The sequence below is a fragment of the Thiorhodovibrio frisius genome (assembly GCF_033954835.1).
Classification (GTDB): domain Bacteria; phylum Pseudomonadota; class Gammaproteobacteria; order Chromatiales; family Chromatiaceae; genus Thiorhodovibrio; species Thiorhodovibrio frisius.
On record NZ_CP121471.1, the window covers coordinates 586,281 to 612,669 of the forward strand.

Genomic DNA, 26,389 nt, shown 5'->3' on the forward strand with positions numbered 1-26,389 from the left:
GAGCATGAAATGCCTATACAACTCCGTGCTCGCTTCTTGGTTGTTTTCCTCCTTGTCGCTATTTCATCAACAACGCAGGCTGCGAGCTATACAGGTGCTTGGTTCAAGGTCTGGTACCCAGATAGTTTTCGGGCGGTACCCTCTATACCGTCCAGGACTTCTGGAGATGGTGTTGACAGCGCCTTCTTCCGCTCCCCAGATGGGCAGGTCGAGTTCTACATCTTCTCGCCACAATGGAACGGGGAACCAAGTGATATTGCAATTGATCCGGCACGAGAGACAGTGCGCGCTAAGGAGACGAAACCTTCCGGGGATGGACAAGTGACCTGGATCACTCTTGACGCGAACGACGGCTCCTACGCGCGTTCTTATCAGGATACGGTCTCAAACGGTGGCTCGGTTCGCTGGGTTGTTGGCATCAAGTACAGTAGCCAAGCAGCTTACAATCGTTACAAGAGCAGTTATCTGAAGTTTAAGCGATCACTTGAGCAGTATGCCGACGGACTAGAATAAACGATCATGGTAAATCTATTGCTGACATAACGTACTTTAACATTTCTGCGTATTCTGTTAACTTCCTAACCGACCTAACCAGAGTGAGAGATTAGACTGCAATCACGCGGTAGAGTCAATAATGCGCTTTTGATGCACCATCAACTGCCCGGGACGGCCCAGGATTGTCTGGCTACACATTTGGCTTCTTGAGCCAATAAGGTTTGGTAACAAAAAAATGTTGGGGCTTGGCAATGTCGTAAAATGTTTTTCTGGCTGTTTATCGGAGAGTAATTCATGATTAAGTCGCCACTTATAACCTTAAACTTGCTGTTTATCCTCCTTATTACCTTAAGCAGTCGATCCTTTTCATTGTCGATTGAAGATTATGACAAAGAGCGGGGGATATCGAGCGACAAATTAGACGTTTTCATTAGTGGTCTCGGTCAGGGCTACTTTTGGAGCAACGTTATTTTGGCCGCTGACAAGAAGAATACTCTTTATTGTCAGCCACAAACACTAATTTTAACCACGGAAGACTATCTGGCTATTATTGATAAACAACTTGCTAAACACAGAAAGAATTGGGGCACTGATGTTTCCATAGAGATGATTTTGTTTCTTGGTTTGGCTGCTACTTATCCCTGCCCTAACTAAGGTTTGATTATTTTGTTGCAGAATAAAGGGAAGTACCCTTTTTTTAGCCATCATTGAATAAGTCTTTGTTTGTTATCACCGCTTCATGTTATGTGAAAGGGAGCTGCCATAATGATAAAACTTAAACTGATCACTTGTCTATTACTAATTGTTGGAGTTGGATGTCTAAACTCTGCCTACGCAAGATCACCGGCGGAAGTTGCGGAAGATTTAACTAACGCTACTGCTACTGCTGTTTCAACGTACAAAACAGACGGAATGGCTGGGCTAATCACTGTAACGCAGGAGTGTTATAAACTAAACACCGATGCCCCATTTTATTGCGTTTCCCTTGACTTAGCATCACGCCGAATCGATCAAATTTTTGTTGAGGCGATGCAGTTTCCGCCAAATCAATTTTTCTCAGATGATCAATTTGGTTCTCGTATTGGGCCTGTATTTGCCGGTGCAGATATGGATATGAATTCTGCTAATGAATATCTTGAAAATATAACTCCGGTAATCAATAGATTGGTTGAGAAGAAAATTTTAGATGACAATTGAAAATGGTGGTCCATCGCTTCAAAATGTGCCTTCAAACTTCTGCAATTACCGATGTTACATTTAGATGTTCCCTCAATAATATCTTCTACTTCATCACCAACAAATAAATACTCGCATGATACGAAATCTGTTTCCCACATACCGACTTCGTTTCCCACTTTTTATCCTATCAGCACTGATTTTTCCGCATTTTCTTGCACATGGAGCTCCTGCTGAGATTGTGGAAGGCGAAGGTGGAATGGATATATCAATCAAAGCCGATAATCAAAAAAGTTTGCGTCTAAACCTCACATGCAGGGAGCTATCAGGCAATAGCATGTCTGGCTTTATAACCCTTTGGTTCGAGGATGGAGTGGACTTAGCTGGCGAGATGAAGCGACTACATGACGACTCATACCTCTTAACCGGTGATTTAGCGAAACGTATGCAATTTTGCCTTAACGGCGAATGCCTGCAAACATACTGGATACATGATGATATTTCGGGTGGCTATTCCACAGAGGTAAATCTTGATTTATCCGAATCGATAACAAGCGTTAAGATTGTTCCAGAGAATCTGCCGGAAGGCATCTATACGAAAACGCTAATCACTAAGGACAACATTGAATCAATCTGTCAATGAGATTAACTGGGGATTTTTCAGACTTACTGATCCGACTAAAACGTAAAATATTTTTTGTGGTATAACTCTATCGATACGGGAATACGAACAGGTTCAACGCTTGCGATCAGTCACTCGGCGTAAGTTCTCACCGGCCTTGGCGAGCATGATATGAGCGGAGCGGAGCCGTTGCTGACGACGGGCTGGATCATAAGGTGCGTCAGGACCTAGTGATTCAGTCAGAAAACCTTACTCAACTAATTTAGAAAATCGTATCTTAGCCTACACAAGTATATTGTTGCTACGTAATGGTTGCCTGCCTTATTATTAAGGCCATAGCTTGCTCATTAGAAACCTTTCAGACCTATTATTTCAACTAGGGATAACCATCTTGTTTTGGCGAATTGCCTGAAGGTGCTCTTGCAGAAATGCTGCAAGCCGAAACCCTCGATTGCCAACAAATGGCGATGGTAACAGCCGGACTGCAAAACCTCGCCGCTGCGCTAGCTGAAGTTTTCGGGAATACCGATAATCGTCAGCGGAGTGCGCTGCATTGAGGTTTTGCAGAGGTTGTACGCTGAAATGGCGACTGCGCGATATCGAGTTTTGGTCGATATGATTGAGTCCCTTCCCAAAAGTCGTTTTCGACCCTATATTAGTGATTTATTATCAACTATTATACAATATAGAGAACAGTCTATAACCATAACGTTTCTTTAAATATGCGCGATTTCGGGTTTTCGAAGTGGACTCCAGTGTTGTCTGAAAGTAGATTCTTGATACCGTATGGCGTTCAACAAACGAACTTGATCGATTACCATGATAAATCATTTTGTTAGAGTAACTTTTACCACTTTGATGCCCGCAGGAGTAAAGAAATGAACAAGTTGACAATATCACTAATGTTCGCTATTTCACTGCTGTCAACATCCAGCATTTCTTTTGGAGCTTGCTTCAGTTCTAATGATAATCTTCCTTTTGAATGCCGCTTTCCACAGGGGGATAGTTGGTGCGTGAGCAATTTCGATAACAAAGTATTCGCGTATGCTGATGCCTGCCTGCAACAGCATAGAACAACGGGAACAAGGCAAAGCACCTCAGCTGTTTCCCTTGAAACTGCCTTAAAAAAGATCAATGATGAACAATGCTGTGACGTTAACCTCATCAAGGTCGTAAACGGAGAAATCGCAGGACAACAAAGAAAAGTTGCTTTATATGGCGTTGAAGGCTGCGGTTGCGGAAATGCGTGGTGGGTAAGTGTTTCTGTGCTCGATATGGATAACAACGTGGTAGATTCTTGGGGGGAAGGCATCTTCGGTTTCAGCCCAGACGATGTTGCGATCAGGCGTGGGGCAATAATTCTGACGGGAATGGACTACGCGCCTGATGATGCACGCTGTTGTCCCTCTATTGAGAAAAGGCAGATTCTAACGCTTGTTAATGGCAAATTGCGGCCAACGGAATAGTGTACGATGCACTGATCCCCCAAGTAATTTACCGGTGCTGGAGTTCTAGTCATGAAAAATCTCTCCTCATACATTGCTGTTGCGCTGACAGTTGCGTTTGGGTGCGCTCAAGCAGAACAGCTTACAACAAAACAGACCTTATCTTTATTTGATGGAATGGAGTCGAGTTCGGCCATTGAGCTGACTAACGGTTACTGCATGGAGATCGATGGTGACAGCATTGTCAATATCAGTAAATGCCGGATTGTTCGCCATACCGATTGCGGCATTGACATCGGTGAATGTGGGAGCACTTTGAATGTTTTCAATTCTGATGGAAAATTACAAAAGAGCTTTGAGGAGCAACAAGATATTTGGTTTAAAGTTAGCAATGGAAAAGACTATGACGAGGTAAAAATTGAAAAGGACCAAATTTTTTATAGAGAATGCTTTCGCGATGTAGATAATGGCTACGATGCCTTTTGTTTTTCACTATTGCCGCCTGATTTAAATTATTAAAGACAGACGTTCTAATCTTTACTGTAAGTATTGCTTGACTTTCAAATGCGGATTGGGAATTATTAAAGGTGCGTTTCCTTAACTGGGTCCGAGAGCAAATGCCTTTCAAGGCAATCAACTTGAGCTGAATCGATCTTGAAATACTGTGTTACTGCGAAACCGGCGTCCTAGCGCTTATCTTTCTACAACAAGTTCGGGATCGCGTCTCAAGGTATTGAAGACTCGTTGGTCTGGCACAAATGGGGTGGAGGGAGGTTAACTGATGAATTCAAAGTTATAGATGTTGTACGCTATTGGATTGGTAGACTCAGTGAGGTCAAAATTCTCCAAATATTAACGCCCTCACTCTGACCATCTCCCGCTCTCAACATCCTGAGTCATCTGATGGCGTACCTGGATTTCGACGCTGATCTCCCCGATTCTCAGCATTTCTTGTGGGGTTAGCGCCCGTTGCTCTGAGCTGTAATCGTGGTCCCAGAGGTCGTGCATCAAAGAACATTGCTCGATCTCTGATAAAGGATAGCCGATGTTCCACAGTCGATGATCCCTACCGTCATTTAGCTGGCTCTGCTCACTATGCTTGAGACTAATCCAACGGCGCATGGTTAGAATATTATCTTCATCCTCTCGATATTCTGGATCATCCTCTCTGAGATAAAACCCCAACTCAGCGTCTAGTTCGTAATCTGCGAGAGGATCATCGGGGTCTGCTACCCGAGAATCCATCTTTGGACACTCTGTTACCCGAAATTCCACTAAATAGCGCTCAATCATCGACAAGCGATCATTGAGTCGAATCAAATCAGCGAAATCTGCGGTGGTGTAATGAATGTCTGACATTATCAATCGTAGATGCGTTGATAACCGCCATGCCAAATTTCCAAATTGGTTATCTTCGCTTTTGTTAATTCAAATTCATAACGAAAAAGCCCCGTACAAGACGGGGCTTTCAACCAACTAATTTACGACCATCGACTCAATGTAGGAATCAAGGTCTTGTTTTCTGTAACGAACAGACTTACCTAACTTTAGATAAGGGATAATACAAGTTTTCCTAACTCTCCAAGTTTCTAAGGTCGAAGGGGAAATATTTAAATACGCAGCTGCTTGTTTTGTATCAAGCAAGAAATTTTCTTCAGAATTATTCATGCATTAGGCTCGAAAAAAAAAATGAGACCAATGCCGACTTCCGATTTTAGTGGGTTCTTAGTATGGTGAATTTACAAGCCAAATGTAGTGGTAAAATTACATGCCATAAATCATTCAGATCGGCGTTATTGGCGGCTGACCAGAGGCGGTTCCATTTGGGATGATGGGCTCCTGCTCTACCGGTCTTCTAAGCCTATTGCCGATGCCCTGATCTGTCAAGAGCCGGCGATGTCAGATGGACCCGGTTCAGAGCCATCGGACTCCACGGATGGCGGTGCCATTGTAGCGAACATTGCCTCTACGGCCTTCTCCATGGATTGCCGCACCGGGTCAATGTTCAACCGGGCATAGATGCTAGTGGTGTTTACGTTCTTGTGATTGAGCGATTTGCCGATGATCGACAAGGATGCCCCCGTAGCCGCTTGCCAGCTGCCCAGGGAACGGCGGAGGTCATGCAGGCGCAGATCGGTCAAACCAGCACGCTCGAGGATTTTCGCCCAAGCTTTTTTCGGCTCGACAAGATGACCGGTCTTTCCCGCACCTGGAAATACCCACTCACTTTCGGCCGATTCCTTGCGCACCTGAAGCAACTCGGCAGCTTCAGGGACCAGGGGAACCGTTTGTGAGGTGCCATTCTTGGTATCCGGGATAAACCAAGTGCTCCGTTCCAGGTTCACCTCGGACCAACGCATCTCCAAGATGTTACTCTTGCGTGCACCGGTCAGGAGCGACAGCAAAACGTAATCGCGGATGGTGATGTTGGGTTCTTTCGCCAACGCTTGGAAAAACCGAGGAAGTTCGTCTGGTTGTAGGAAACGTTCGCGACTTTTTTCACGAAACCGCTTAATCCCAAGTGCCGGATTGCCTCCTTCCCAGCCCCAATCGACGGCTTTATTGAATAGGACGCTCAAGAGAGCAAGGGTTCGGTTGGCAGCATAGATGCCGTGTTCCTCTCCGATCTGTGAGTGGCGCTTTTGGATGTCAACACGCTTGATTGTTTGAAGACGGCGTTGCTTCCAGTCCGATAGATACCGATCAAACTGACCCTGATCTTCTTCCCATGTTTTCTTGTGCTGCCTTGCGTGGCGATCCAGGTAGGTCGTGAAAAGTTCACCAAGGGTCATCTCTTGACGCAAAGATCGTTTGGTGTCGTTGGGATTTTTCCCCTGTGCGATCTCCCCCATGATTTCTTGGGCCTTCCGACGCGCCTGGTCGATGCTCATGTCGGGAAAATCACCGACACGAATCCGCTCGGGTTTTCCCTGCACCCACCGATAGACATAGAAGGTCAGGCGCCCGGTACTGGTCTGTTGTACGATCAGTCCTTTCTGACGGGTGTCGCGGTAGTAACAGCGTTTCCCCTTGGGCGGGACTTCAAGGCTAGTCAAAGCGGCCTTGGTGAAGTTGAGTTCAGTAGACATGACGCCCCCCCTAGCACCGTCAGTTGGACTTGGTGCTAGGATAGCATCTGGTGCTAGGATGGTGCTATGTCAGGGAGCAAAACAGAGCGGGATTGAGCATACAAGCGCAGGGTTGGGGTCACTGTAAGATGCTATTTTTATTACCTTATCGGCGTAGGGCAACTTCTAGCAAAGAACGGGCCGACTCACTTTTAATCAGGTGGTCGTGCGTTCGAGTCGCACAGGGCGCACCATATAAAACAGCGGCTTAGTCTGATGAGGGCTAGGCCTTTTTTGTCTCTTAAGCTTTAGTCAGGATAGTCAGCCCAAGCAACCGATCCGGGAGATTTGAGAGCGTCTGTTGGCCCCGATCAAGACCGCGCCCCTGCTCGACCCCTACGCCATCTACCAACACCACGCCTGATGGATTATTGGGCTGAGATCATGCAGGACGATGCCTATGAGATCGCCGCCGAGGGCTGGGTCGCCAAGCCCCATCGGGTGCTGGAGGAGATGAAGGCGGGCAAGAAGAAAGGCCAGATGAAGGACAAAGGCTGGGCCTGTGATCTGATCCCCAAGCCGTATCTGGTGGCGCGCGATTTCGCCGCTGAACAGGCCTGCTCGACGCGCTGCAAGCCGATGTGCAGAACGAAGCGGATCGTGTCTCCCAGACGCTGACGGGCCGCCCCGTGGCTGGCGGCGAATTCGAGATGGTTGGTTTAGGCTGCGCTTAACCTCGGTCATGTCATCGGCCAGGTGATCGACACGGGCGCGAATGTGCTTCAGGTGAATACCTTCCAGAGTATGGCCAGGGTGAAAGCGAGATTGAATCCGATCATCCATTTGAGCAGCGCGAGATTGGATTTCACTTCGGCAATGTCGCGGCTGTAGTCGGCTATCGCTTTCGCGGCATCACGGGCGGTATGGATGGCGGCCTTGGTCAGTTTGACCCGGTTCGACGGCACTAATAGCTGTCTCCATATTGTCGGCAAAAAATATCGATTTCGATAGTAAAGCAGCGTAAACGCACGCACAAGGTGAATCTGTAAGTATCTGTTTTAGATTTTTTTATTTGGGTTTTTGGTAGATCAAGCCATGCTCGGCATAAGGTGCCCGACGAGGCCCACGGCTTCGATGCTCCACGCGTGATGTGGGGATTTGCCGGCAGTCGGGGAGGTAAGGAGGGGCGCTTTAATCAACCAGCGCCTTTAGCAGTGCATCGCGGGCGTCCTGGTAGAACTGGGTATCGACCTTGGTCGCCATGTCGTCGGACAGGTCGAAGAGCTGGCGCCGGCTGGTCACCGGCATCAGGACCGCCTGGGCGCCTTTCTCAATCGCGATCTCGACCAGCGACACGGCGTTGTGGATGGGCTCGATGGACCCGCCCAGATTGATCTCGCCAATAATCACCAGGCCGCCACGCACTGGCTTCTTGAGCAGGCTGCTGCAGAGTGCGATCAGGGCCGCGACACCGACCTGGCTTCCGGTCTTGGCGGCATCGAAGCCCCTGAGCTGGACCGAGAATTCGTGCGCCCTCGGGTCGCGGTCGCCGACCAGTTGCACGGCACGGGCATAGAGGTTCTGCTGCGCATAACGCACTGACTCCTGAAATGCCGGCGGCGTCGGTTTGTTCAGGATGCGCAGCCCGCTGCCTGGCCCCTCGCTGACCTCGATCCGGTAAAGACCGGCGTGCTCGTCCATGCCGCCGGGGCTTAAGCTCCAGACCTGCCCTGGCTCCAGCGGGTCCGCGCCTATGCTGTTCTCGCTCGACAGCTCGGGTGTGGCGACGAACCGCTCGACGCCATCCTCACCGATGATGTAGCTGAAGTGCGTGTTGCGGAACTCCGCCGAGCCGATGCGCTTCTGCTGCTCTTTCACCCGCCTACGGACCTCCAGCGCGAGGCGCACGGCCCACTCCAGATCCTCATCGGAGATCCGCATCTCGCCAGCGGGATAGAGCAGCTTCAGCAGGCCGCTCGCGGTCTTGTTGGTGGCGTTGAGGTCGCGTCCACTCAGCGCGCCACCCAGGTGGACGCGGCCCTGCAGCTGGGGCAGTCGGCTCTCCATGCGCAGCCGGCTGAAGCACTCGGACAGAAAATCGCTGACCAGCCCGAAGTGGTCGGTGAATAGTGTCGGTTGCATCTTGGGCAGGTCCCAGCCAGGCAGGTAGGCGTGGATGCGGTCCATGAAGGCGGTGTCGTCGCGCATCTCCGGCGGCAGTGGGCCGAACAGGTGACCGATGCGCTGCTGATGCTCCACGTCAACCTCGAAGTTGCCGACCAGTACGATGGAACCGTCGGCGCGGATGCTCTCCTTGCCGCGGCTGAACTCGCCGGATTCCATGTAGCCCTTCATGATGTTGACGCCGTCCTTCTGATCGAAGGAGACGCCCGAGACCTCGTCGAAGCAGACCACGTCGTACTGGCAGACTAGCCCGCGCTGGCCGCTGGCATTGTTGACGAACATCTTCGCCACCGTCGCCTTGCCGCCCGAGATCAGGTGCGCGTAGGGCGAGACCTGTTGGAACAGATGGCTCTTGCCGGTGCCCCGCGGCCCCAGCTCCACCAGGTTGTAGTTGCGCTCGACGAAGGGGACCATGCGCAGCAGCAGGGCATCCTTGGCCCGCTCGTTGAACTGGTCAGGTTCTAGCCCGACGCTGCGCAGCAGAAAGTCTTTCCATTCGGCGGTGGTTAGCCTCTCCCGTGCCTTGGCCAGCACCTCCAGCACATCGCGTCTGGAGAGCTGGATGGCCCGCAGGGCATCGATGCCGAAGGGCCGGCCATGGGCCTCTTGGGCGATGGAAGAGTCATAGCTCAGGGTGACCTCTGCGTAGAAGCCTCCGGTCAGCAGCCGCTCGTGCTCGCGCAACATCTCCGGCGCGATGCGCACATCCTTGAGCTGCAGGCTCGGCAGATTGGCCAGATAGGCGTCGGTCTTGGCGTCCAGTCGGGCGCTGATCAGATCGATCAGCTTGACGGTGCCATCTTCGCGGGCGCGGGCCTTGAACAGTTCCTCCTCGCCGGCCTTCACCGTGCGCGAGGCAAGCTGGCGCTGGACGATCTCCAGCCCCTCGCTGATCTCGTCTTCGTCGGTGGTCGCGCAATAGCGCCCGAGCAGGAATTCCACCACGTAGGTGGGCACCGGGAACTGGCGGCTAAATTGGCGCACCAGGTCCTTGCGCACCACATAGCCCTCGAAGTGCTCGGCGGCCTTGCGGTCCAGTTCGTCTAGCTGCATCCTTCTACTCCCCGCCGATGACCGTCGCCATGCGAGCGACCGCCTGGCCATTGCCGTCGATGACCACCAGCGAGATGGCCTCCCCTTCCAGCGCGTCGTCTTCCACCACCAGCGATGCCTTCCCGCCCTTGAGCGGCTTGCCACCGCCGGCTTTGCTGGTCTTTGGATCGTTTGCTTTCTGCCTGAGGTCAGCCGCATAGACCGGCTGCGCGCCGTCGACGACAACCCGGCAACGCAGCCCGGTCCACTTGATCTCTGTCACCGTCACGGAAACCGCGTCCGCAACGCCTGCCGGCGGCGTGACGGTGATCCTGGGGATAATGCTCTCCTGCAAACTTAGGCCACCGTGCCCATACACCTGGCCGGCGATGAAGCTGGAGATGCTCGGCGCCATGGCGATGCGCACATCCGGGCACCAACTCCAGGTGAGGGTCAGATCGGTCGGCTTGGCCGTGTCCGTCAGGGCCGCGCATCGGCCCCAGCGGGTGGCGGTGAGAAACTTCGCCAGCTCTGTCTTCGGCATTCCGCCCGGCACCAGCAGCCAGCCGTGGTCGGTGACGATGCGGATTTGCTGCCAGCCCGCATCGATCAAGCAACGGATCTGTTCGACGATGGCATCGAGGATGATGGGCACCTCCCTGGCCAGCCGCAGGCCGTGCTCGTGGCCGTAGTGGTCCAGGTCGCCGAATTCCGTCCAGCCGCGCCCGGTTGGCTCGCCGGTCTCGCTGCCGCCGAGCACCTGCCAGCCCTCGTCTTTGAGGATCTTCCGCAGCAGGGCGGTGTTGAGCGGCTTGTCCAGCGTGCCGTGGCTGGGCACGAAGTCCTGGTCGGTGCTCCGGCCTTGCGCGAACTGGGCGACCGGCGAGCAGGCGATCTTGCCCGACGCGGTCACCGACGGCACCGGCGCATAGTCAGCGTCGATGCTAATCTCAAGGCCCTCGTCCTTCAGAAGCGCGGCGAGATCCTGGGCGACGTCGTAGCGCAGCCCGTCGACGAACAGCCAGCATTGCCCGCCGGTCTGGTAGGCGGCGCTTGGCTCCTTGACCACCGTGGAGCCGGGGTAGCCATCCTTGCGCACCAGGTTCTGGAACCGCTGATTTGCCTCTTCCAGCCAGGGCACATAGATGGCCTGCAGCGCCGTGCTCACCGCCTCGGTATCGGCCTTGGTGCGCAGTCCCGCGAGAGCCTGCCGGGCCGCTGTATCGACCTGCCAGAACTCAGCCCGGTAGGCATCGGCCATGTCCTCCAAGTGTTGTCCACGGAACGGCTTTCCGGTCAGCGCGGCCAATCGGGACAGGGGCTCCAGCGCCTGCGCCAGGGGCGCCTGCCCCATCTGCGCCCAAAGCCAGTGGCGGCGCGGCCCGTGCTCCTGCTCCAGCCCTTGCAGCCTTGAGACGGCCTCGGTTTGGCTGGTGCCAGCCACGCCGGCCAGGGCCAAGCGAAGGCTATCCTCTGCCTTATCATTTGTCTTCGGGTAACGGCCGAGATCGGTGAACAGGTCCCGGCGCACCGGTAGCGACGCCAATCGGAGCTGCTCGATCACCTTCGGGAAGGACCGCCAGCCACTCTGATAGCGCTCCCAGACCGCATCCCACTCCCGACGTCCCTCGCTGATGCGCTCTGCGGCGACCAGCACACCGTCGGACTTTGGGTCGAGCTTCCAGTCCGCCTTGCAGCGACTGCGAAAGGCATCCCAGCGGGCGCCCTGCCATTCCTCGGCGCTGGCCTCTGGGTTGTTCATCCAGGTCAGCAGATCGCGGATGGGGTTGCTGCTCAACAGGGCGTCGAAATCCGCTGCCTCCAGTCGCCGGCCCTTGAGATTGTCCACCGGTGTGTCGATCAGTACGTCGAGCGCCCGGTGCATGGCCTGCTGGGTGGCTTGATCGCCCGAGACATCCAGGTTGAACGCGCCACGGCTGCTGGACAGAAAGGCTTTTACCGTCCAGTCGCGGCCATTGAGCTGGCTCCAGAACAGGCCCCGGTACTGCAGCTCGGCGAGTGGTTGCAACGCACGCGGGCAGGTCTCGATGGCGCGCAGATCGGCTCGCGATACACCCGGCAGATAGAGGATTGGTACCGCGCTCGCAGGCCAGTCCGCCTCCTCCAGGGTGCGCGCCAGCATGCACTTGATCCAGATGGCCGGCCCGCAGCGCTGCTCCGGCGCATGCTCACCGAGCATCAGCAGCTCCGGGATCATCTCCCGCAGCCGCTCGGCGACCGGTCGCCACTGGCTCTCTTGATCTGTCCAGAGCACGGCGGCAGGGCGTACCTGATCCGCGCGGCTGACATTCGCAGCGCTGCGCAGGGAGTCGAGCAGGCGGTCTAGGACGGTCTCGGTCATTCCTCACTCAAATCAATAATGATAACGGCAGGAAATGATGGTGATCTGCTCAGTATCGACAGCGTAGACCAGACGATTCGCCTGGTCGATGCGCCGCGACCAGAAGCCGCTCAGGTTTTCCCGCAGGGCCTCGGGTTTGCCGATACCTTCGAACGGTGTCCGCAGCAGGTCGGCGATGAGCGCGTTGATGCGCTTCAGGGTCTTGCGGTCTTGGCTTTGCCAGCAAAGGTAGTCTGCCCAAGCCTCTTGGGTCCAGACCAAGCTTCTAGTCATGCTGCAACGGATGCTCGGCAGTCTGTCCCTGACGGTATTGCGCAATGGAGCGGGCGAGATGCTCGCCGTTGGCTGGTGAGCGGAGCAGGTGGACCGTCTCCATTAGGCCGTTGAAACTATCAAGAGACATGACAACCGCGTCTTCAGCATCTCGGCGGGTGATGACCGTGTAATCCGCATCGCACACAACACGATCAAGCACTTGCTTCAGTTGATTGCGGGCATCGGAGAAGGTGATGGTTTGCATGGCAGCCTTCAAACTTGTTCGATATATCGTACAAGTATGCTGCGCTATCTGGCCTCAGTCAATCACAACTACGGAGCGGTGCTCCTCCAGGTGCGCCGCAAACAGCGTCAGCTTAACCGCGCCGCCCATGTTGACCAGCTCAGGCCGGCGGCCGGATAGCTCGGTGCTGGCGCGCACCAAGGTCAAAAACCCCTCGCCGCGCGTCTCCATGTAGCGGCGCCCGGTCGCCGGACTCTCATAATCACGCAGAAAGCCTGCCAGGATCTGATTGCGGCGCACTGGCTGGCAACCGGCGTAGAGGTTCTCCTCCGTCAGCGTATTGTGCAGGCCACCGGGGTTGCGGATCTCGATGCGGTCCGGAAACAGGGTCACGATGACCTGGGCGCCGGCAATCTCATAGTCCCGATGGGCTAGCGCGTTGACCACGGCCTCTTGCAGTGCGAAATCGCTGTAGGCCGGCTTGTCGGTCCGTCCCATGCCATCCTTGACCGACAGCGTGCTGACCAGTGGACTGGTGCGCAGGTAGGTCAGCACCCACTCGATCTGCTCCACAACGGGGCCAGTCACGCGCTTGGCATCCCGCGTATTGCCATCCGCGACCGCATGGTCGTAGACGGCCAGATCGACGTAGGCGCCGGACAGATAGCGGTCAGGCCGCTCCGAGAATAGCAAGACGCCCACCATGGTCGGGCGCCAGAGTCCGTCGTCGTCCTGCACGGCCAGTTTCAGATTTCGGAGCAGGTGCTCGTAGGACAGCTCTGAAACGGCGATCGGGTGCCCGAAACGGCGCCGATAATAGGTCTCGAAGCGCGTGCGATCGATGGCGTTGAGGTCCGCCCGGTGCACCGGACGCTCCTCGAACGGCAACATGAGCTGCCGGCTCGCCAAGAGTCGGCCCAGTTGCTCGGCCGGAATTGGGGTGCGGTGGCTACCGACGCGCTTCAGAAAACGGCCGTCGCTGGTTTGATGCACGTAGAAGCGCGCTCGCGGCACAGCGACCTTGAGACAGAGCCGGTTACCGCCGTCGGCGCCCGGCAGCATGACCCAATCTAACGCAGGCTCGATGGGCGGCACGCAATGATCCAACGCGCACTGCACGACGAACTGCTCAAGCTTGTCGCGCTTCTCGGCATCAATACCAATAATCGCGCCGTGATCATCGACGCCGAACACCACCAAGCCGCCCTCGGTGTTCGCCATGGACACGAACACCTCAGCGATCACCTTCGGCGCCCGGCCCGGCTCGCTGGCAAACCGCACCTGATCGCCCTTGAACACCACCAACTTCAGCTCCAACAGGGCATCCTCGCCGGCGGCGATCTCGTCGAGCAGTTCGGCCTTATCGTCGTAGATCATGATGACTCAACAATTGCCGACGCGGCTCGTGCGACTCGCTTCTCGGCCAAGGTCAGATGGTGATCGTTGATGCGGTCGCCCTGGAACCGGTGGAACCAGGGGGCGCTCTCGACGTCCTTGCCGCGGTCTTTCTTCCAGTGGATGTTAGGCTTGGCGCGCAGGATGCCGGCGCCTTTCTTGCCGACGTCGCCGGCGAGCAGGAAGGGGCGGATGTTCAGGCGCACGCCGTCGTTAAGGTCCGGCTCCCAGCCGATGGGCTGCGCCTCGATGGGTTTCCAGCGCACGAAGATGTCGAGCGGGGCCTCGCCCTCCAGGATGGCCTCCAGCTTGGTCTTGAGGGCCTTGGCGGCGGCCAGGCGCTCGTCGGCGCCCTGCTGCCCGTCGGCGGCGGCGCGTTCCTGCATCCGAATCCAGTCGCCGAGGTAGGTGTAGATAAGCCGCTCCAGGTTGGCGCGGTCGAGCTTGTGATAGTTGACCAGGGCCGCGAAGCCGTCCTTGAGGCCGTCCCAGATGTGCCAGATGAAGGGGCGGTGATGGAACAGCTTGCAGTGTTGCTCGAAGAAGGCGTCCCGCAGCCAGATGTCCAGGCCCTTTCCGTTGGCGTCGGACTCGGCGAGCAGTTTGGTCAGGGTGCCGGCGGTCCAGTCATCGCCGTAGGCCGCTTCCAGCAGGCGCAACAGGCGCCCATGGGCGGCGGGCTCGCCACGGATCGCGGGCAGGCAGCAGATGCCGTCGTCGTCGCTGAAGGTGTCGAGCTTGCGGGCCTCGGCGACCAGGGCGCGGGATTCGTCCGACAGTTCCATCTCCTCGTCGTACTCGGCGGGCCAGCGGTAGCCGAGCAGGCGGGCGACGGCGGTCTGGAGCACGGTGGCGTCGGTGCGCTTGGGGCCGATGGCGGTCCACTTGGCCGCCTCGTCCCAGATCACCGAGCCGCAGGGATGGCCGTGGCAGATCCATTGGGTGGGGTCGTCGGAGTACGGCTCAGGGAGGCCGTTGGGGTAGCGTTCGGCGGCGACCTGTTGCCAGTGGTCAAGGTCGAAGGGCACCTTTACGAGCGTGGCATTAGTCACATTGACTTTTTGGTCGATTCGGCGAACTGCTTCGCTGAATTGTGGGGATGAGCAGAAGCTCCAAATCGCTGGGAGATTTTGATTTTCGCTGGGGATAATTGTCGCTATGTTCTGATGGAAATATGTTTCGCTGTAGTGGTAGGGGAAAATTGTTCCCATTCGATGCACTGCAATTCCGGGCTTGCTTAAGGCATCAATACCCTGTATCCGAGCGCCTTTTGACGTTTGCAAGTCTCCCTTCCCCCCTTCCCAGCGTATTCGCCAGCTTTGGCCGGCAAAGCTGTCGAAGTTTTCTGGAGTAGCCTGCATCGGCTCCCAGATTTTTTCCGGAAGCGGGGCTTCCCAGAACGCAGATACGTATCTCGGGTCGTCGCCGGTCTGTATACCCACGAGTCCGGAAGCATATTTCCCCAGAATTGGCAGATCCAGGGCTTTTTCTAGCGCGACTCTGGCATCGGGGTTCCCCAACTGTGACGCTTGACTCACAGAAGCCATGTCCCCGCTCCTTACCAGATCCGCCTTCTCCGCCGCCGATCTTGGTGCACTGGCATCCACCCCTCGCAGCTTGAACCCCTCTGACACTGGCGCACGCGTCTGGGTCAGCAGGATGACGTTGAACGCCCACCAATCCATAATCTGAAACGCGGCCATTCCCAAACGCCCTAACAGATTCCAACTAACCTCCCGCAGCAACCGCTCCCGCTGCTTCCGATAGCTGGTCAAAAACAGCCAGTTCTGCGGCATGACGATCTGCACGACGCCGGCACCCTGCTCCCGCGCCAGCTCCAAACAGCGCTCCAAAAACACATTGGCCAGGTCGTTCTTGGCATCGTGGTAATGACGCTCGCAGAAAGTCTTGAGCCGCGGTGCCTGCTTGCCACGGGACAGGTAGGGCACGTTGGTGATGACCCAGTGATAGCGCTCCGCGAGCAGTTGCGCGGCGCGGACCAGGCCGGCGGCGACCACGCCCAGCTCGCGTTGTTGGTCGTCTTCCGAGGCTAGCGCGCGTTCCAGCAGCGGCGCGACGCGCTCCCAGCCCTGGTCTAGCAGGTCGCCGCTGAAGTTTCGGCGCGGGTCGATTAGGCTGCCGAGTGTCGGGCCGTCCGCGAACAGCTCATAGAGCCGTTCTAGTGCATGTCCCAGGTCGACGTCGCCCTCGGCGAGATGCAGCCAGTCCGCCTTCGGGGCGTTGATGCCGAGGCCGGAGCAGGCGAGATTCAGTGGCGGCAGTGGCCGGTAGCCGCCGGCATCAGGCCAGCGCCAGGCGGTCAGGGCCAGCGCGAAGGCGGCGATCTCGACGCAGCGCTGGTCCAGCTCCAGACCATGCAGATTGTCGCGCAGCACCGCATCGACGGCCTCCTGCGCGCTCAGGTCCTCCAGCGCCATGCGCATCGGCACCAGCATCTGCAGCACTGCCACCAGGAAGTGGCCGGAGCCGCAGCAGGGGTCCATCACCCTCAGCTCGCCGAGGTGCTTGGGCCAGGCGTCGAAGATGCCGGCAGCGGGTGTCCAGACGTCGTCCTCTCCCTTGATGAAACGCAGGTAGTCCAGCGGTACGCCGGGGATGGCGGCCTTGCGGCGCAGCGCTTCCTCGCTCTCGGCGCTGCGCAGGTCGTCCTCGCTCAAGCGCCGGGCGGCCCACCAAGCGCCGAGGCTGTTGTCGAGCAGGAAAGCGACCATGTAGGGCTCGGTGAAGAGCTGGGTGACGGCGGGCAGCTCGTCGGCGCCGATCTTGACCTCGGAGGCATTGACCGCGTCCTTCTTCTTGGTTTGCCAGAACTGGTAGACCCAGCCGAGGCTGTCGGATGCCTGGAAGCAGTCCGGGTGCAGGCCGGCCAGGTGGTTCTCCAGGGCGCGTTGGTGCTCCGGGGCGAGCTTGAGTGCCAGCACCGGGCTGTCCGGGCGGAAGATCTGCGGCAGCATGCGCGCCGCATAGCGCCCGGCCAGCTCCCAGCCGTCGGTGGCGCCCTCGTCATGAGCCAGCTCGTTGCATTCGTCTAGGGTCAGGGGCACGCCGTCGGGGTGCATCAGCAGGCTGTTCTCGGCCAGGAAGCGGGCGAAGAGCATCCGGTGCCAGTGCTCGTAGGCGGTCTCCTGCGCCAGTTTGTCGATGGCCTGATGGCCGGCCGCTTGCCGCTGATCCCCGAGCTGCCGGCCGTGGGCGCGCAACCGGCGGCGCAGGACGCGTTGCTCGTCGGTCAGGTGCTTGGGTAGGTCTGCGTCGCCGACCCCTAGGTGCATCAGCGCGGCTCGGGCGGCTGCTTCTGCGGTGTCGCGGGCGGCGACGACGGCGTCTTCCAGTTGCTTGCGCAGGGGTTTGGCGAGGGGATCCATGGGCGGACGTGCTCCTTAGATTGCTACGCGTTGCGCGTCTAGGGCTTCGGCATCGGTCGCTGCTGCAAGCTGCGGCAGGTTGTGCCACAGGGCGAGGAGTTTGTGGCGCTCCTTCAGGTTGCCGCAGGCTAGCTCGCCAAGAACCATGGGATGCATGGCGACGTTCGCTCGCATCAGGAGTGCGCTCAGGTGCGCATCGCTGGCGCGTAGGTGGTCGATCCAGACGGCGGTATCGACCAGGATCATGCGTCAGAATCGGCCTGCCGCCTGGGTATCGGCTCCAGCTGCGGCTCGGAGCCGCCGAGCCGGGCCAGGCGGCGCGCGCTTTCGCGCTCGATCAGCGCCTTGAGCCCTTCGCGCACCAAGGCTGTCTTTTCCTGAATGCCGCAGAGTGCTTGCGCACTTTGCAGCAGGTCATCATCGATGTTCAATGTGGTTCGCACGGCTCGGCTCATGCAGATGAAACAAACGTAAAAGTATGCATGATTGTAGTCTGTTCACAGCATCACCGGGCCATCATTGAGCTTGTTGCGGATACGCCCCTCGGCCTCGGCGAGCCATTCGGCCAGCTCGGCCTCATCCCTCAGGGTGCGACGCGGGAGGTCTACCCGCTGCACCTTAGGCTCCAGCAGCTTGGCGGCTTCCAGCCGGGCCTGCTCGAAGCGGCCCTTGAGGGCCTGGGTGCGGTCTGACCATTGTGACAGCGCGCAGCGGTCCAGTTCGTCGAGGATGCGCTCAGGCGTGGCGACCTCGACCGAGACGGTCTCATGCAAGCCGTGCTTGGCCAGGATTGGCTGGCACTGCTCGGCCATGAGCGTCTGCCAGTTGCTGTCCTGCTCCATGGCGGCCAGCTCGGCCTGGTAGGTGGCCCGGTGCGCCTCGACGTGGTGGTTGAGGCTGGTGCGCAATAGGTCCACGGTCTTGTCGAGCAGGGCCTGGACCGGATCATGGTCGGCGAGCAACGCCCGTTGCTTGCGGATCTCTGCGGCCTCTGCTTCCAGCTCCTGATAGGGGCCGAGATCCTTGGCGTGGTCCAGCAGGTCTTGTAGCAGGGTCCACACGGGCCAGCGTTTGGCGATCTGCTCGCCGGTGGTCGCCCAGTCCTGGCTGTTCTTGATCAGGGCATTGCGCTGGCTGAACAACTCGGCCAGCAGCGCGTTGCCGGTCAAGGCTTCCAGGTTGTCGATGAGCGTCTGGTCGGGGATCTCGGGCTTAGGTGGCTCGCCGCCGGCCTTTGCCGCCAGCTCCCGCAGCACGCGCAGCAGCTCTGGCGCCCGTTCGATCTCGGTGCCGGGCTGACAAGAGACGCCGGCCTCCTGGAAGACCTTGCGGATCTGGATCTTCTGCACCGGGCTGATGGTGACGGTCTCGGGCTTGAATGTGCTCTGGGTGATCTGGCGACGCTCCAGCTCCTTGGCGTCGACCGGCTTGCCGAGCGCGTTCAGTGCGAGCACATGGCCGCTGGCGACCAGGGCATAGAGGGCACCGTCGACGGCGTCCTGGGGCCAGCCGTAGGGAGGCGCCTTGAAGTAATCGCGCAGATCGCTGCCCTTCTTGCTGGCGCCGAGTTCCTTGAGGATGGCGGCGCAGACCGGATGCTGGTCGGTGTCGGCGCTGTGTTTGATGGGCTGCAGGGGCTGGGTCTCGCCCTTGCGTGCGCGCTCGATCACCTTGTCCCAGCCGAGCTGATCGGCGGTGTCGAAGTCGCGGTAGAGGCGCACGACCGAGGCGCCGCCGGCGATCTGGAGCTTGTCGGTGAGGTCGTTGCCGTCGATGCTCTGGCCGCCGCCCTGGAAGACCTGGGCTCCGCCGATAATGGTCTTGACGATCTGGGCGATGCGTCTGGCCGCGTCGTTGCGCCGCGTCTCCATCGCGGAACGGGCGTCTTGTCCCTCGGGGGTCGCCGGAATGCCGCGGGTTTCCAGAGTGAGCTGGGCGGCCTTGTGCTCGATGATGGCCGAGCGCAGCTCGTTGCGTCTCTGGGCCGGCAGGAAGACGAAGATCGACGGACTGGTGGGGCCGGCATTGCGGGCGTCGCCCTTGATCTCGGCCTCAGAGCTGCTCCAGTCGTCGCGAAACCAGGCAACGATCTGCTTGTCGGCGTCCGCGGGGAGGCTGTCGTCGTAGCAGGGGGTGAGGGTGCGCGCCTCTTTGGTCTGCCCCTGCGTGAGGTGCACGCCCTTCAGGGCCTCGCGATAGGCGGTCTTGAACAGGTCGATGCGCTCCATCTCCAGGCGCTGGGTGTTGGCCGATAGCTCCGCGACCTGCTTGCGGTACTCGTCGTGCCAGGCGCTGCTCTCGGCGGTCTGCAAGCGGTACTCGGTGCCCGCCGGGGTGGCGATGGCCATGACCAAGCCGTCCTTGTTGTGCAATTCGTCGAGCAGGGCAGGGATGCGCTTGCGCAGCGTACTGGAGCCGCCCGAGAGATCCGTGACAAGCAGATCGGCCAGGCTGTCCTCGGTGGCGCGCAGCCCGATGTCCGCCATCGGGTCAGTGGGCAGCTTGCTGACCAGGTAGATGAGCTTGAGCAGGCTGGACTTGAGCCGGGCGTCGTCGTCACCGGCGGCGAGCTTGCCGATGCGGTCGTACACCTCTCGCGAGAGCAACCCGGTCTGCAGCAGGTCGGTGCTGAGCTGGTCGTAGATGAAGTCGCCAGAGACGACCTGACCGAGCGGTTGCTCCGCGGTGGCGCAGGCGGCCTCGTGGACGATTCGCAGCTGGTTGCGGAGCTGGGAGATGGTGCCGGACTCGTCGAGCTTATGCAGCACCTTCTCCCAGAACCGCCGGCGCACCGGCAGCAGGGGGTAGTCCGCGACCATGATGTGCTCGTCTTCGGTGGTGTGCTCCAGCTTAGTGCCGCGCAGGTGCCGGGAGATCTCGCCGAGGTTGTCTGTGAGCGTTTTCTGGATGGCAGGCACCGCGCCCTGCTGTTTCTGCAGGATGATCTTGCGGATGACGGCCTCGACGTCGGTGTCCGAGAGCTGGACCGGGACGGTGAAGCGACCCTTGATCTTCTGCAACGAGGGGGTGCCGGACATGGCGGTCTGGCCGGTGCCGACGAAGAGCAGGCGACCGCCGAAGTGCTTGCTGCAGGACTCGACCACCTCCTGGATGCTGTAGGCGCGATCACCGCTGTCGCCGATGAACTGCTGGACCTCGTCGAGGATGATGAGGGTGAGCGGGAAGCCGTCGTCGTTGGTGAGGGCGTCCTTGACGGCGTTGATCATCTCGTCGTTGGTAACGTCCTGAGCCTCCGGGTACTGGGCGATGAGGCGGTCGCCGACGTGCATGGCGTCCGGCGCCAGCTCCGGCTTGGCGGCCAACAGGGCCGCGTGCAGGTCGTCGGAAACAAAAAGCTCCGGTAGCTCCCGCTCCAGGCTTGTGCCGCTCTGCGCCAGGGCTGCTTCGACTGCTTCGAGGATGCCCTCGCGCTTGAGCCATATCATCAGGCGCGCCTGGTTGTACTTCTCCGGCAGGCCAGCGGACTTGAAGACGATGCCGAGCAGGGCAAGGCGGACATTGTTGCCGGCGCCAGAACCGAGCTTGCCGGAGGCGGCGTGCAGTCCGCCGTAACGCTTGCTCTGGGTGTTCAGCTCCCGCAGATGGTCCTTGATCTCGGTCGGCAGTCTGGCGACGCTTCTTGCCGTGGCGCCGTCGTCGAAGGCCACATCGACCCAAAAGGCGCGGAGCATCTTGGCCAGGTGCGACTTACCGCTGCCGTAGAAGCCGCTGATCCAGACGCTCGGCTGCTCCGGCGCGCTGCCAAGATTGCCGAGGAAGGTCTCCAGAATTTTCTGCAGCCCCTTGGCGTACTCGCCGTCGCAGACGAAGGTATCCAGTTCGTAGCGGAGGATCTCCAGCGCCGCCTGGGAGCGGTCTTCTGAGACCTCGGCGACGCCGTTGTTGATCAGCCGGTTGGCCAGCGGGTCCTTGCTGAAGATGTCGCGGTTGTTCATGGTCATGTCCCCCATTCAGTCCGTTGTGATGGCATGCGCCAGGTAGCCCCAGCCATCGCGCGCATCCAACAGCCGGTAGGTCTTGTCCTCCACCTCGCCCGGAAAAAAGACCACCAACCGACCGTTGATGGCGGAGGCGGCCTGGTCGACCACGGTCGAGACGCTGGAGACGCCAAACAGGGCGCCAACCCCAGACATTGCGACGACGTCATTCGCCGACGCCTGCTCGATCTGTGCGCTGGTCCGCTCTACCAGATGCTTGGTGAACTCGGTCAGCCGCCCCTCGGGGTACCCGGCAAGCAGTTCCGGGCGGCGGAAGTATTTGTCGCGGTAACGCTGGGCGGCCATCCACTGCGGGAAGGCGTCGGTCAGATCGAGTAGGTTCCAGCCGTGGCCGGCATCGCGGGTGCGGAGCTCGAACTCGTCGATGTAAACGCGAAATTTCAGTTCGTCCGCTGGCGGATAGACGACGAAGATGACGCGCTCGATCCCGGACAGTCCCTCGGGCCAAGGCGTGGCGATGTGCTCCGCGTAGCCTTCGATGAGTCGATCAAGCCTGCTCATTGAGCCACTCCTGTTCCTGCTCGGTCAGATAGTCCGGGAAGCGGACCTCCATCACGGCGCCGGTGCGGCGGAACACCAGCAGCCCGCGCTGGGCCGCAGCCTGGGTCAGCTCAATCAGTCGCTCCTCGGGAAGATCGAGTGCACGCACCCAATCGCTGGTGAAGAGGCGCTGGGCGAGGCGCCCTTCCAGGTATCCCAAGAACAGGCCGAAGGCGACATTCACGGGCGTGGCCACCGGCTGCGATCGACGCTTCTTGACGCGCCCGGTGAGATAGCCGGCCTGGGTCCAGGTGCCGTTGATACGCTGCGCAATTGCCGCTATCGAGGCGAGGCTGAAACGGCCCTCGTCCGATTGTGTCAGAAGCTGTTCGATCGCCTCTCGCTCGAAACGCTGCCCCTGCGGGGTCGCAAGCACCAGCGGTACGCTGCTGCGCAGCAGGCCATCGCGTGTGAGCGCCATCTGCAATGCGAGCATCGGCTGTGCAGCCGGCTCCAGGGACCAGAGTCCACGAAAGATCCGAAAGAGACAGGTACCGGGGTCCAAGGCGTACAAATCACTGAGGTGCCGGAATGTGAGCTTGCGAGCATTGACCGTCGGCTTGTCGAGCAGGTTGTCATCGACCACGGCCTCCCGGTAATCAGCACGCTGGGCACCAGCGGGGGCCGCGTCGAGCAAGCGTTGCAGCTCCACCAACATCATCGTTCGCGCTGAGTGCACGCCGCCATTGCCCAATTTGAAACCGAAGCGGTGCAATGCCGCAGAGGATTCTGTCGCAAACACCTATGACCCTCACCCTGAAACTGTGGCGGTAGTATGCCCAAGTTGCAGGGTTGTGCGCCATCCTGGTACGGCCTGCACACCGATGAGAACCGGCTAGAGCCTTTTGAATGCCTGCCTTGAACAGGCCGCGTCGGCTTGCCTAGCTGCCGAGGCCATTGCGTATTGGAACGCTGAATTAGAATCCGGTCCAGAGGACAAGCCTCCGACTGAGTTGGGTTCCAACTTTCTCCGTCCGGTGACAAGCGGGCCATCAAGGCTCGGGGCGATGCAAAGCAACTAACGCGGGGAGGTTGTCGCTCAGCCAGACAAAGAAGGGCTGGACTTCCGCCACCACTGTGCTCGGCAGCTGCTCGCGGACAATCTTCAGGGTGGTGGCGATGTTCGCTGGCCAGTAGCTGAGCTGAAATCCATGCGCCCGATAGGTGCGGATGGCCCAGAGGGCACTGTCAACCAGTACCTCTGCGTCGTAGTGGGAAAACAGGGTCGACATGAAGCGCAGAAAGTTCCGGCTGTTGTCTTCCATCATGGCCTGGTTGCCGGGGCCGATCAGCTGCTCCAGATCAGGCCTTTGGGCCATGCGGCGGGTCAGCTCGGCGGCGATCGCGGCAGCGACGGCGGCAAAACGGCTAGCGGCCTCCGGGCTGGGTGGGCTCAAGGCGCCAGCGGATTCGAGCAGCTGTTGCTTCATCATCCCTGGTCATCCGCAGTGTTGCCGGGGTTCACCGGCAAAACGAAGGCGAAGGTCGTCCCCTGTCCCTTCTCGCTGGTGACCGAGATGCGCCCTCCGTGGGCTTCAACCACCTTTTTTGAGATGATCAACCCCAAGCCGGTGCTTGGCTCGCCGCCAGTCTTCTGGGAAATCTTCTTCTCAAAGGGGTTGAATAGTCTTGGAATGTGTTCAGCATCAATGCCCACGCCTTGGTCGATCACCGCGCAATGAAACAGACTGTCCTGCAAGCCGGTGCGGATGGTCACGGGCGCATTGGGATAAGAGTGCTCGATGGCGTTGGAGACCAGGTTGGCCAACACCTGCTCGATTTTCCCCGCATCGATATGCAGCATTGGCAGGTTTTCGTGTGCATCGACTTGCAGAGGAACCCCTTTACGAGCTGCCTTCGGACGCACCATGGCGAGCGTGCGATGGAGCGTTCGTGAGAAATCGACATGCTCCGGATTGATCTCCAAATGCCCTGACTCGATTTTTGACACATCGAGAAAGTCCTCGACAATCCGCAGCATGGTGCGACTGGCCTTCAGGATGTCGTCAAGAAACTCCCGATGCTCAGAGGACAGAATGGGCGCGGCCTCTTCGCGGAGAAATTCCCCATAGCTCATGATGCCGCCAAGCGGGTTGCGCAGATCATGCGCGGCCATCCCCAGGAACTGATTCTTCAGTGTGTTGCTATGCGCAAGTTCGGCATTTTTCTGGTGGAGATCGCGCGTCAGCGCGTTCAATTGCCGGTTGAGCATCAGGATTTGGTTCTGAACACTCAGTTGCTCCGAGATGTCGGCGGCTCCGATCAACACCACCTGATCACCAGCCGGCCAAAATGAGCACAGAAAACCCATAGGCGCGTGCCCCGTTGCCGAAATCGACAAGAGATGCACGCGCTCGGGCGTTTGGGCCAAGGAGAAGGGGTCGAGCCGCTCGGAAAAGTCGACAACCAGCTCGCGGAACGGCATGGGTTCCTGCGTGATCCCGACGAGTCGGCGGGTGAATGCATTGAACCGCCACGCTTGCAACCCAGCGTCGATCTCCGCATAAATTAGCGGCAAATCGCCCTGGATGAAGCGCTCACGCAGTACGTCGAACGCCACTGTCATCCCGCGCAGCCCTTGCGTTCGATCTCCCGCAGACGCGATTCGAAATCCGCCAAGGAGAGGATCACTTGCGCGTTGGGGAAGCTGTTCACCCTGTCACTCCCGCCCCAGGCAAACGCCTGGCCTCCGATGAAGGTTGGCAGCGCGGGAAAGCGGGCGCAAATGGCCTCAAGGGCTTCGGTGAGCGCTGGCATGTTGAAGAACACGCTGATCGACAAGGCCAGAATATCCGGCTGCTTGTCTTCGACGAAGCCGAGCAGGTCTTTCAAGGGGACATTCGGACCCAAGAAGTAGCCATGCCAACCATTGAGCTCTAGGGTGTCGGCAACCATCTGCCCGCCTAGCTGATGGAACTCGTTGGCCACGCAACTGACCACCGCAGAGAAAGGCTTGTGCGTGCCACCAAACAGGCGTGGATAGCCCAGTGTCAACAGACTCTCGGTGATGGATGTCGCGAGATGTTCGGTCGCGACAGAAATCTCATTGCGTTCCCAGCGCTTGCCAACGTCATAGAGACTGCGCTCAAAAACTTGGACGTAGAGCGCTTTAAGATCAACGTTGCGATCAATCAAGCCTTGCACTCTTTGTGCGCAGGCCGCGTAGTCGCCGGCAAGCAAGGCATCCAAATAGGCGGCATACTCTTGCTGGTTCAAGAGCGTATCCGCATCCCCTTCGGCATCGGTAACCCAGTGAGCGTGTGCGCCAAGGTCCTGGGCGCTCTGCAACGAAAGGCACCGCGTGTGGGCTGCCAAGTCTTGGCTGGTTTTCAAGCGGGGAATCACTATGCCAATAGGGAGCGATGACATGAAAGTTTAGACTATGCGCGGGGTGTTTGCTAGCTATTGCCGAAGGGCGCTTGCATTGTGGCAGCTGTGGACAGGGTCTGAGATGTCGTTTGACAGGGCGTTGAAGCAAAGCTCCTCCAAGTTCTCCAACTGATCGGCAGCGCCTTGGCCAGTATCACGAATGAGAGGGTCGCCAGCCGCGCCATAGCGCCCAGGCACCGGTTGCCAGCGCGGCGACGAAGAGCACAAAGGCCATGTTGGCGAGCGACAGGCCGAGAATGACGAGTTCGGTATCCTCGCAGAAGCCGCTGGCGAGAAAGAGCGTGGGCACCTGCTGGCCGAGCCATTCCACCAGTTGCTCAATTGGGCCGGGTTGGCCGCCGATGCAGGAGACATCTTCCGACGGCTGCCATTGCAGCCAGCTTTGGTAAGCCGCCACGCCGCTGCCGAGGGCCGCGAGTGCGAGAAACAGCAGCGCGCTGGCTCGCGCCACGAAGCGCCGCCAGTCCGGGTGCGAGAGTGCAGCCGTTAGCGCGGCCAGCAGGGCCATGAGCATGAACAGGGTGCGCTGAAAAATGCACAGATGGCAGGGTTCTAGGTTCAGCCAGGGGGCCAGTACCAGGCTGGCCAGGGCGGTGATGGCCGCAATTAGGGCCAGGAGTATCCATAACGGGCGAGGGTCGAGCCGGATCATTGGAGTTTTGGTACCTGTTGGGCAGAAAAGGACAGCGGGTTTGCCATGGTTGAGGGACTTTGACCAGCACGGGATCGACAGTCAAGCATGGGTCTGGGGAATGCGCCCGCTGGCGATGTGCCGT

The 26,389-nt window shown here is 58.5% G+C and carries 27 protein-coding genes; 8 read left to right on the top strand and 19 right to left on the bottom strand.

Annotated elements, in window-relative coordinates; translation table 11 throughout:
• Positions 1–9: 9 nt before the first annotated feature.
• From Thiofri_RS03045 to Thiofri_RS03075, 7 genes are all read left to right on the top strand, one after another.
• Positions 10–513: a hypothetical protein gene (locus Thiofri_RS03045; protein WP_009150236.1), complete on the top strand. Its 504-nt coding sequence runs from the start codon at positions 10–12 to the stop codon at positions 511–513.
• Between the two features lie 276 nt (positions 514–789).
• Positions 790–1,149: a hypothetical protein gene (locus Thiofri_RS03050; protein ID WP_009150237.1), complete on the top strand. Its 360-nt coding sequence runs from the start codon at positions 790–792 to the stop codon at positions 1,147–1,149.
• 111 nt (positions 1,150–1,260) lie between these two features.
• A complete protein-coding gene (locus tag Thiofri_RS03055; RefSeq protein ID WP_143741982.1) occupies positions 1,261–1,692 on the top strand; it encodes a hypothetical protein in 432 nt (143 codons plus the stop codon).
• A 238-nt stretch (positions 1,693–1,930) separates the two neighbouring features.
• On the top strand, positions 1,931–2,314 hold the full coding sequence (locus tag Thiofri_RS03060; RefSeq protein WP_009150238.1) for a hypothetical protein: 384 nt from the start codon (positions 1,931–1,933) through the stop codon (positions 2,312–2,314).
• 407 nt (positions 2,315–2,721) lie between these two features.
• Entirely contained in the window at positions 2,722–2,850 is a 129-nt protein-coding gene (locus tag Thiofri_RS03065) for a hypothetical protein (RefSeq protein WP_323705846.1), read from the top strand.
• Between the two features lie 321 nt (positions 2,851–3,171).
• Positions 3,172–3,759, top strand: a complete 588-nt coding sequence (locus Thiofri_RS03070; RefSeq protein ID WP_009150239.1) for a hypothetical protein — start codon at positions 3,172–3,174, stop codon at positions 3,757–3,759.
• 51 nt (positions 3,760–3,810) lie between these two features.
• The gene (locus tag Thiofri_RS03075) at positions 3,811–4,257 is read left to right on the top strand and encodes a hypothetical protein (RefSeq protein WP_009150240.1); all 447 of its coding nucleotides are present in this window, start codon (positions 3,811–3,813) and stop codon (positions 4,255–4,257) included.
• A gap of 342 nt (positions 4,258–4,599) precedes the next feature.
• On the opposite strand, the gene Thiofri_RS03080 is transcribed toward Thiofri_RS03075, so the two are convergent.
• From Thiofri_RS03080 to Thiofri_RS03090, 3 genes are all read right to left on the bottom strand, one after another.
• The gene (locus tag Thiofri_RS03080; RefSeq protein WP_009150241.1) at positions 4,600–5,097 is read right to left on the bottom strand and encodes a hypothetical protein; all 498 of its coding nucleotides are present in this window, start codon (positions 5,095–5,097) and stop codon (positions 4,600–4,602) included.
• 117 nt (positions 5,098–5,214) lie between these two features.
• On the bottom strand, positions 5,215–5,406 hold the full coding sequence (locus tag Thiofri_RS03085; protein ID WP_009150242.1) for a helix-turn-helix domain-containing protein: 192 nt from the start codon (positions 5,404–5,406) through the stop codon (positions 5,215–5,217).
• Positions 5,407–5,621: 215 nt separating this feature from the next.
• Entirely contained in the window at positions 5,622–6,827 is a 1,206-nt protein-coding gene (locus Thiofri_RS03090; protein WP_009150243.1) for a tyrosine-type recombinase/integrase, read from the bottom strand.
• A 423-nt stretch (positions 6,828–7,250) separates the two neighbouring features.
• Between Thiofri_RS03090 and Thiofri_RS03095 the strand changes: the two genes are divergently transcribed.
• Positions 7,251–7,484 (top strand): hypothetical protein, encoded by a 234-nt coding sequence (locus Thiofri_RS03095; protein ID WP_190275842.1) that lies wholly within the window; start codon positions 7,251–7,253, stop codon positions 7,482–7,484.
• A 104-nt stretch (positions 7,485–7,588) separates the two neighbouring features.
• On the opposite strand, the gene Thiofri_RS03100 is transcribed toward Thiofri_RS03095, so the two are convergent.
• The 16 genes from Thiofri_RS03100 to Thiofri_RS03175 form a co-directional block, all read right to left on the bottom strand.
• Positions 7,589–7,771 (bottom strand): hypothetical protein, encoded by a 183-nt coding sequence (locus Thiofri_RS03100; RefSeq protein WP_009150244.1) that lies wholly within the window; start codon positions 7,769–7,771, stop codon positions 7,589–7,591.
• A 226-nt stretch (positions 7,772–7,997) separates the two neighbouring features.
• Positions 7,998–10,043, bottom strand: coding sequence for a protease Lon-related BREX system protein BrxL (brxL, locus tag Thiofri_RS03105; protein WP_009150245.1), 2,046 nt, complete (start codon positions 10,041–10,043; stop codon positions 7,998–8,000).
• 4 nt (positions 10,044–10,047) lie between these two features.
• Entirely contained in the window at positions 10,048–12,384 is a 2,337-nt protein-coding gene (pglZ, locus tag Thiofri_RS03110) for a BREX-1 system phosphatase PglZ type B (RefSeq protein ID WP_009150246.1), read from the bottom strand.
• Positions 12,385–12,396: 12 nt separating this feature from the next.
• Complete coding sequence (locus tag Thiofri_RS03115) at positions 12,397–12,657, bottom strand: Txe/YoeB family addiction module toxin (RefSeq protein WP_009150247.1); 261 nt, start codon at positions 12,655–12,657, stop codon at positions 12,397–12,399.
• On the bottom strand, positions 12,650–12,904 hold the full coding sequence (locus tag Thiofri_RS03120; protein WP_009150248.1) for a type II toxin-antitoxin system Phd/YefM family antitoxin: 255 nt from the start codon (positions 12,902–12,904) through the stop codon (positions 12,650–12,652). The genes Thiofri_RS03115 and Thiofri_RS03120 overlap by 8 nt, the downstream gene beginning before the upstream one ends.
• Before the next feature lie 54 nt (positions 12,905–12,958).
• Positions 12,959–14,260, bottom strand: a complete 1,302-nt coding sequence (locus Thiofri_RS03125) for an ATP-binding protein (RefSeq protein ID WP_009150249.1) — start codon at positions 14,258–14,260, stop codon at positions 12,959–12,961.
• Entirely contained in the window at positions 14,257–17,664 is a 3,408-nt protein-coding gene (locus tag Thiofri_RS03130) for an Eco57I restriction-modification methylase domain-containing protein (protein WP_009150250.1), read from the bottom strand. Before Thiofri_RS03130 ends, Thiofri_RS03125 begins: the two co-directional genes overlap by 4 nt.
• A 15-nt stretch (positions 17,665–17,679) precedes the next feature.
• A complete protein-coding gene (locus Thiofri_RS03135) occupies positions 17,680–17,910 on the bottom strand; it encodes a PIN domain-containing protein (RefSeq protein WP_009150251.1) in 231 nt (76 codons plus the stop codon).
• Entirely contained in the window at positions 17,907–18,107 is a 201-nt protein-coding gene (locus Thiofri_RS03140) for a type II toxin-antitoxin system VapB family antitoxin (RefSeq protein WP_040857893.1), read from the bottom strand. The genes Thiofri_RS03135 and Thiofri_RS03140 overlap by 4 nt, the downstream gene beginning before the upstream one ends.
• 54 nt (positions 18,108–18,161) lie before the next feature.
• Entirely contained in the window at positions 18,162–21,626 is a 3,465-nt protein-coding gene (brxC, locus tag Thiofri_RS03145; protein ID WP_223296802.1) for a BREX system P-loop protein BrxC, read from the bottom strand.
• A gap of 9 nt (positions 21,627–21,635) precedes the next feature.
• Complete coding sequence (locus Thiofri_RS03150) at positions 21,636–22,184, bottom strand: BREX protein BrxB domain-containing protein (protein WP_009150254.1); 549 nt, start codon at positions 22,182–22,184, stop codon at positions 21,636–21,638.
• Positions 22,171–22,965: a hypothetical protein gene (locus Thiofri_RS03155; protein WP_009150255.1), complete on the bottom strand. Its 795-nt coding sequence runs from the start codon at positions 22,963–22,965 to the stop codon at positions 22,171–22,173. Before Thiofri_RS03155 ends, Thiofri_RS03150 begins: the two co-directional genes overlap by 14 nt.
• A 250-nt stretch (positions 22,966–23,215) precedes the next feature.
• Positions 23,216–23,656: a hypothetical protein gene (locus tag Thiofri_RS03160; RefSeq protein ID WP_009150256.1), complete on the bottom strand. Its 441-nt coding sequence runs from the start codon at positions 23,654–23,656 to the stop codon at positions 23,216–23,218.
• Positions 23,653–24,789: a sensor histidine kinase gene (locus Thiofri_RS03165; protein WP_009150257.1), complete on the bottom strand. Its 1,137-nt coding sequence runs from the start codon at positions 24,787–24,789 to the stop codon at positions 23,653–23,655. Before Thiofri_RS03165 ends, Thiofri_RS03160 begins: the two co-directional genes overlap by 4 nt.
• Positions 24,786–25,556, bottom strand: coding sequence for a cobalamin B12-binding domain-containing protein (locus tag Thiofri_RS03170; RefSeq protein ID WP_190275844.1), 771 nt, complete (start codon positions 25,554–25,556; stop codon positions 24,786–24,788). The genes Thiofri_RS03165 and Thiofri_RS03170 overlap by 4 nt, the downstream gene beginning before the upstream one ends.
• A 190-nt stretch (positions 25,557–25,746) precedes the next feature.
• Entirely contained in the window at positions 25,747–26,265 is a 519-nt protein-coding gene (locus Thiofri_RS03175; protein ID WP_009150259.1) for a disulfide bond formation protein B, read from the bottom strand.
• Positions 26,266–26,389 lie beyond the last annotated feature (124 nt).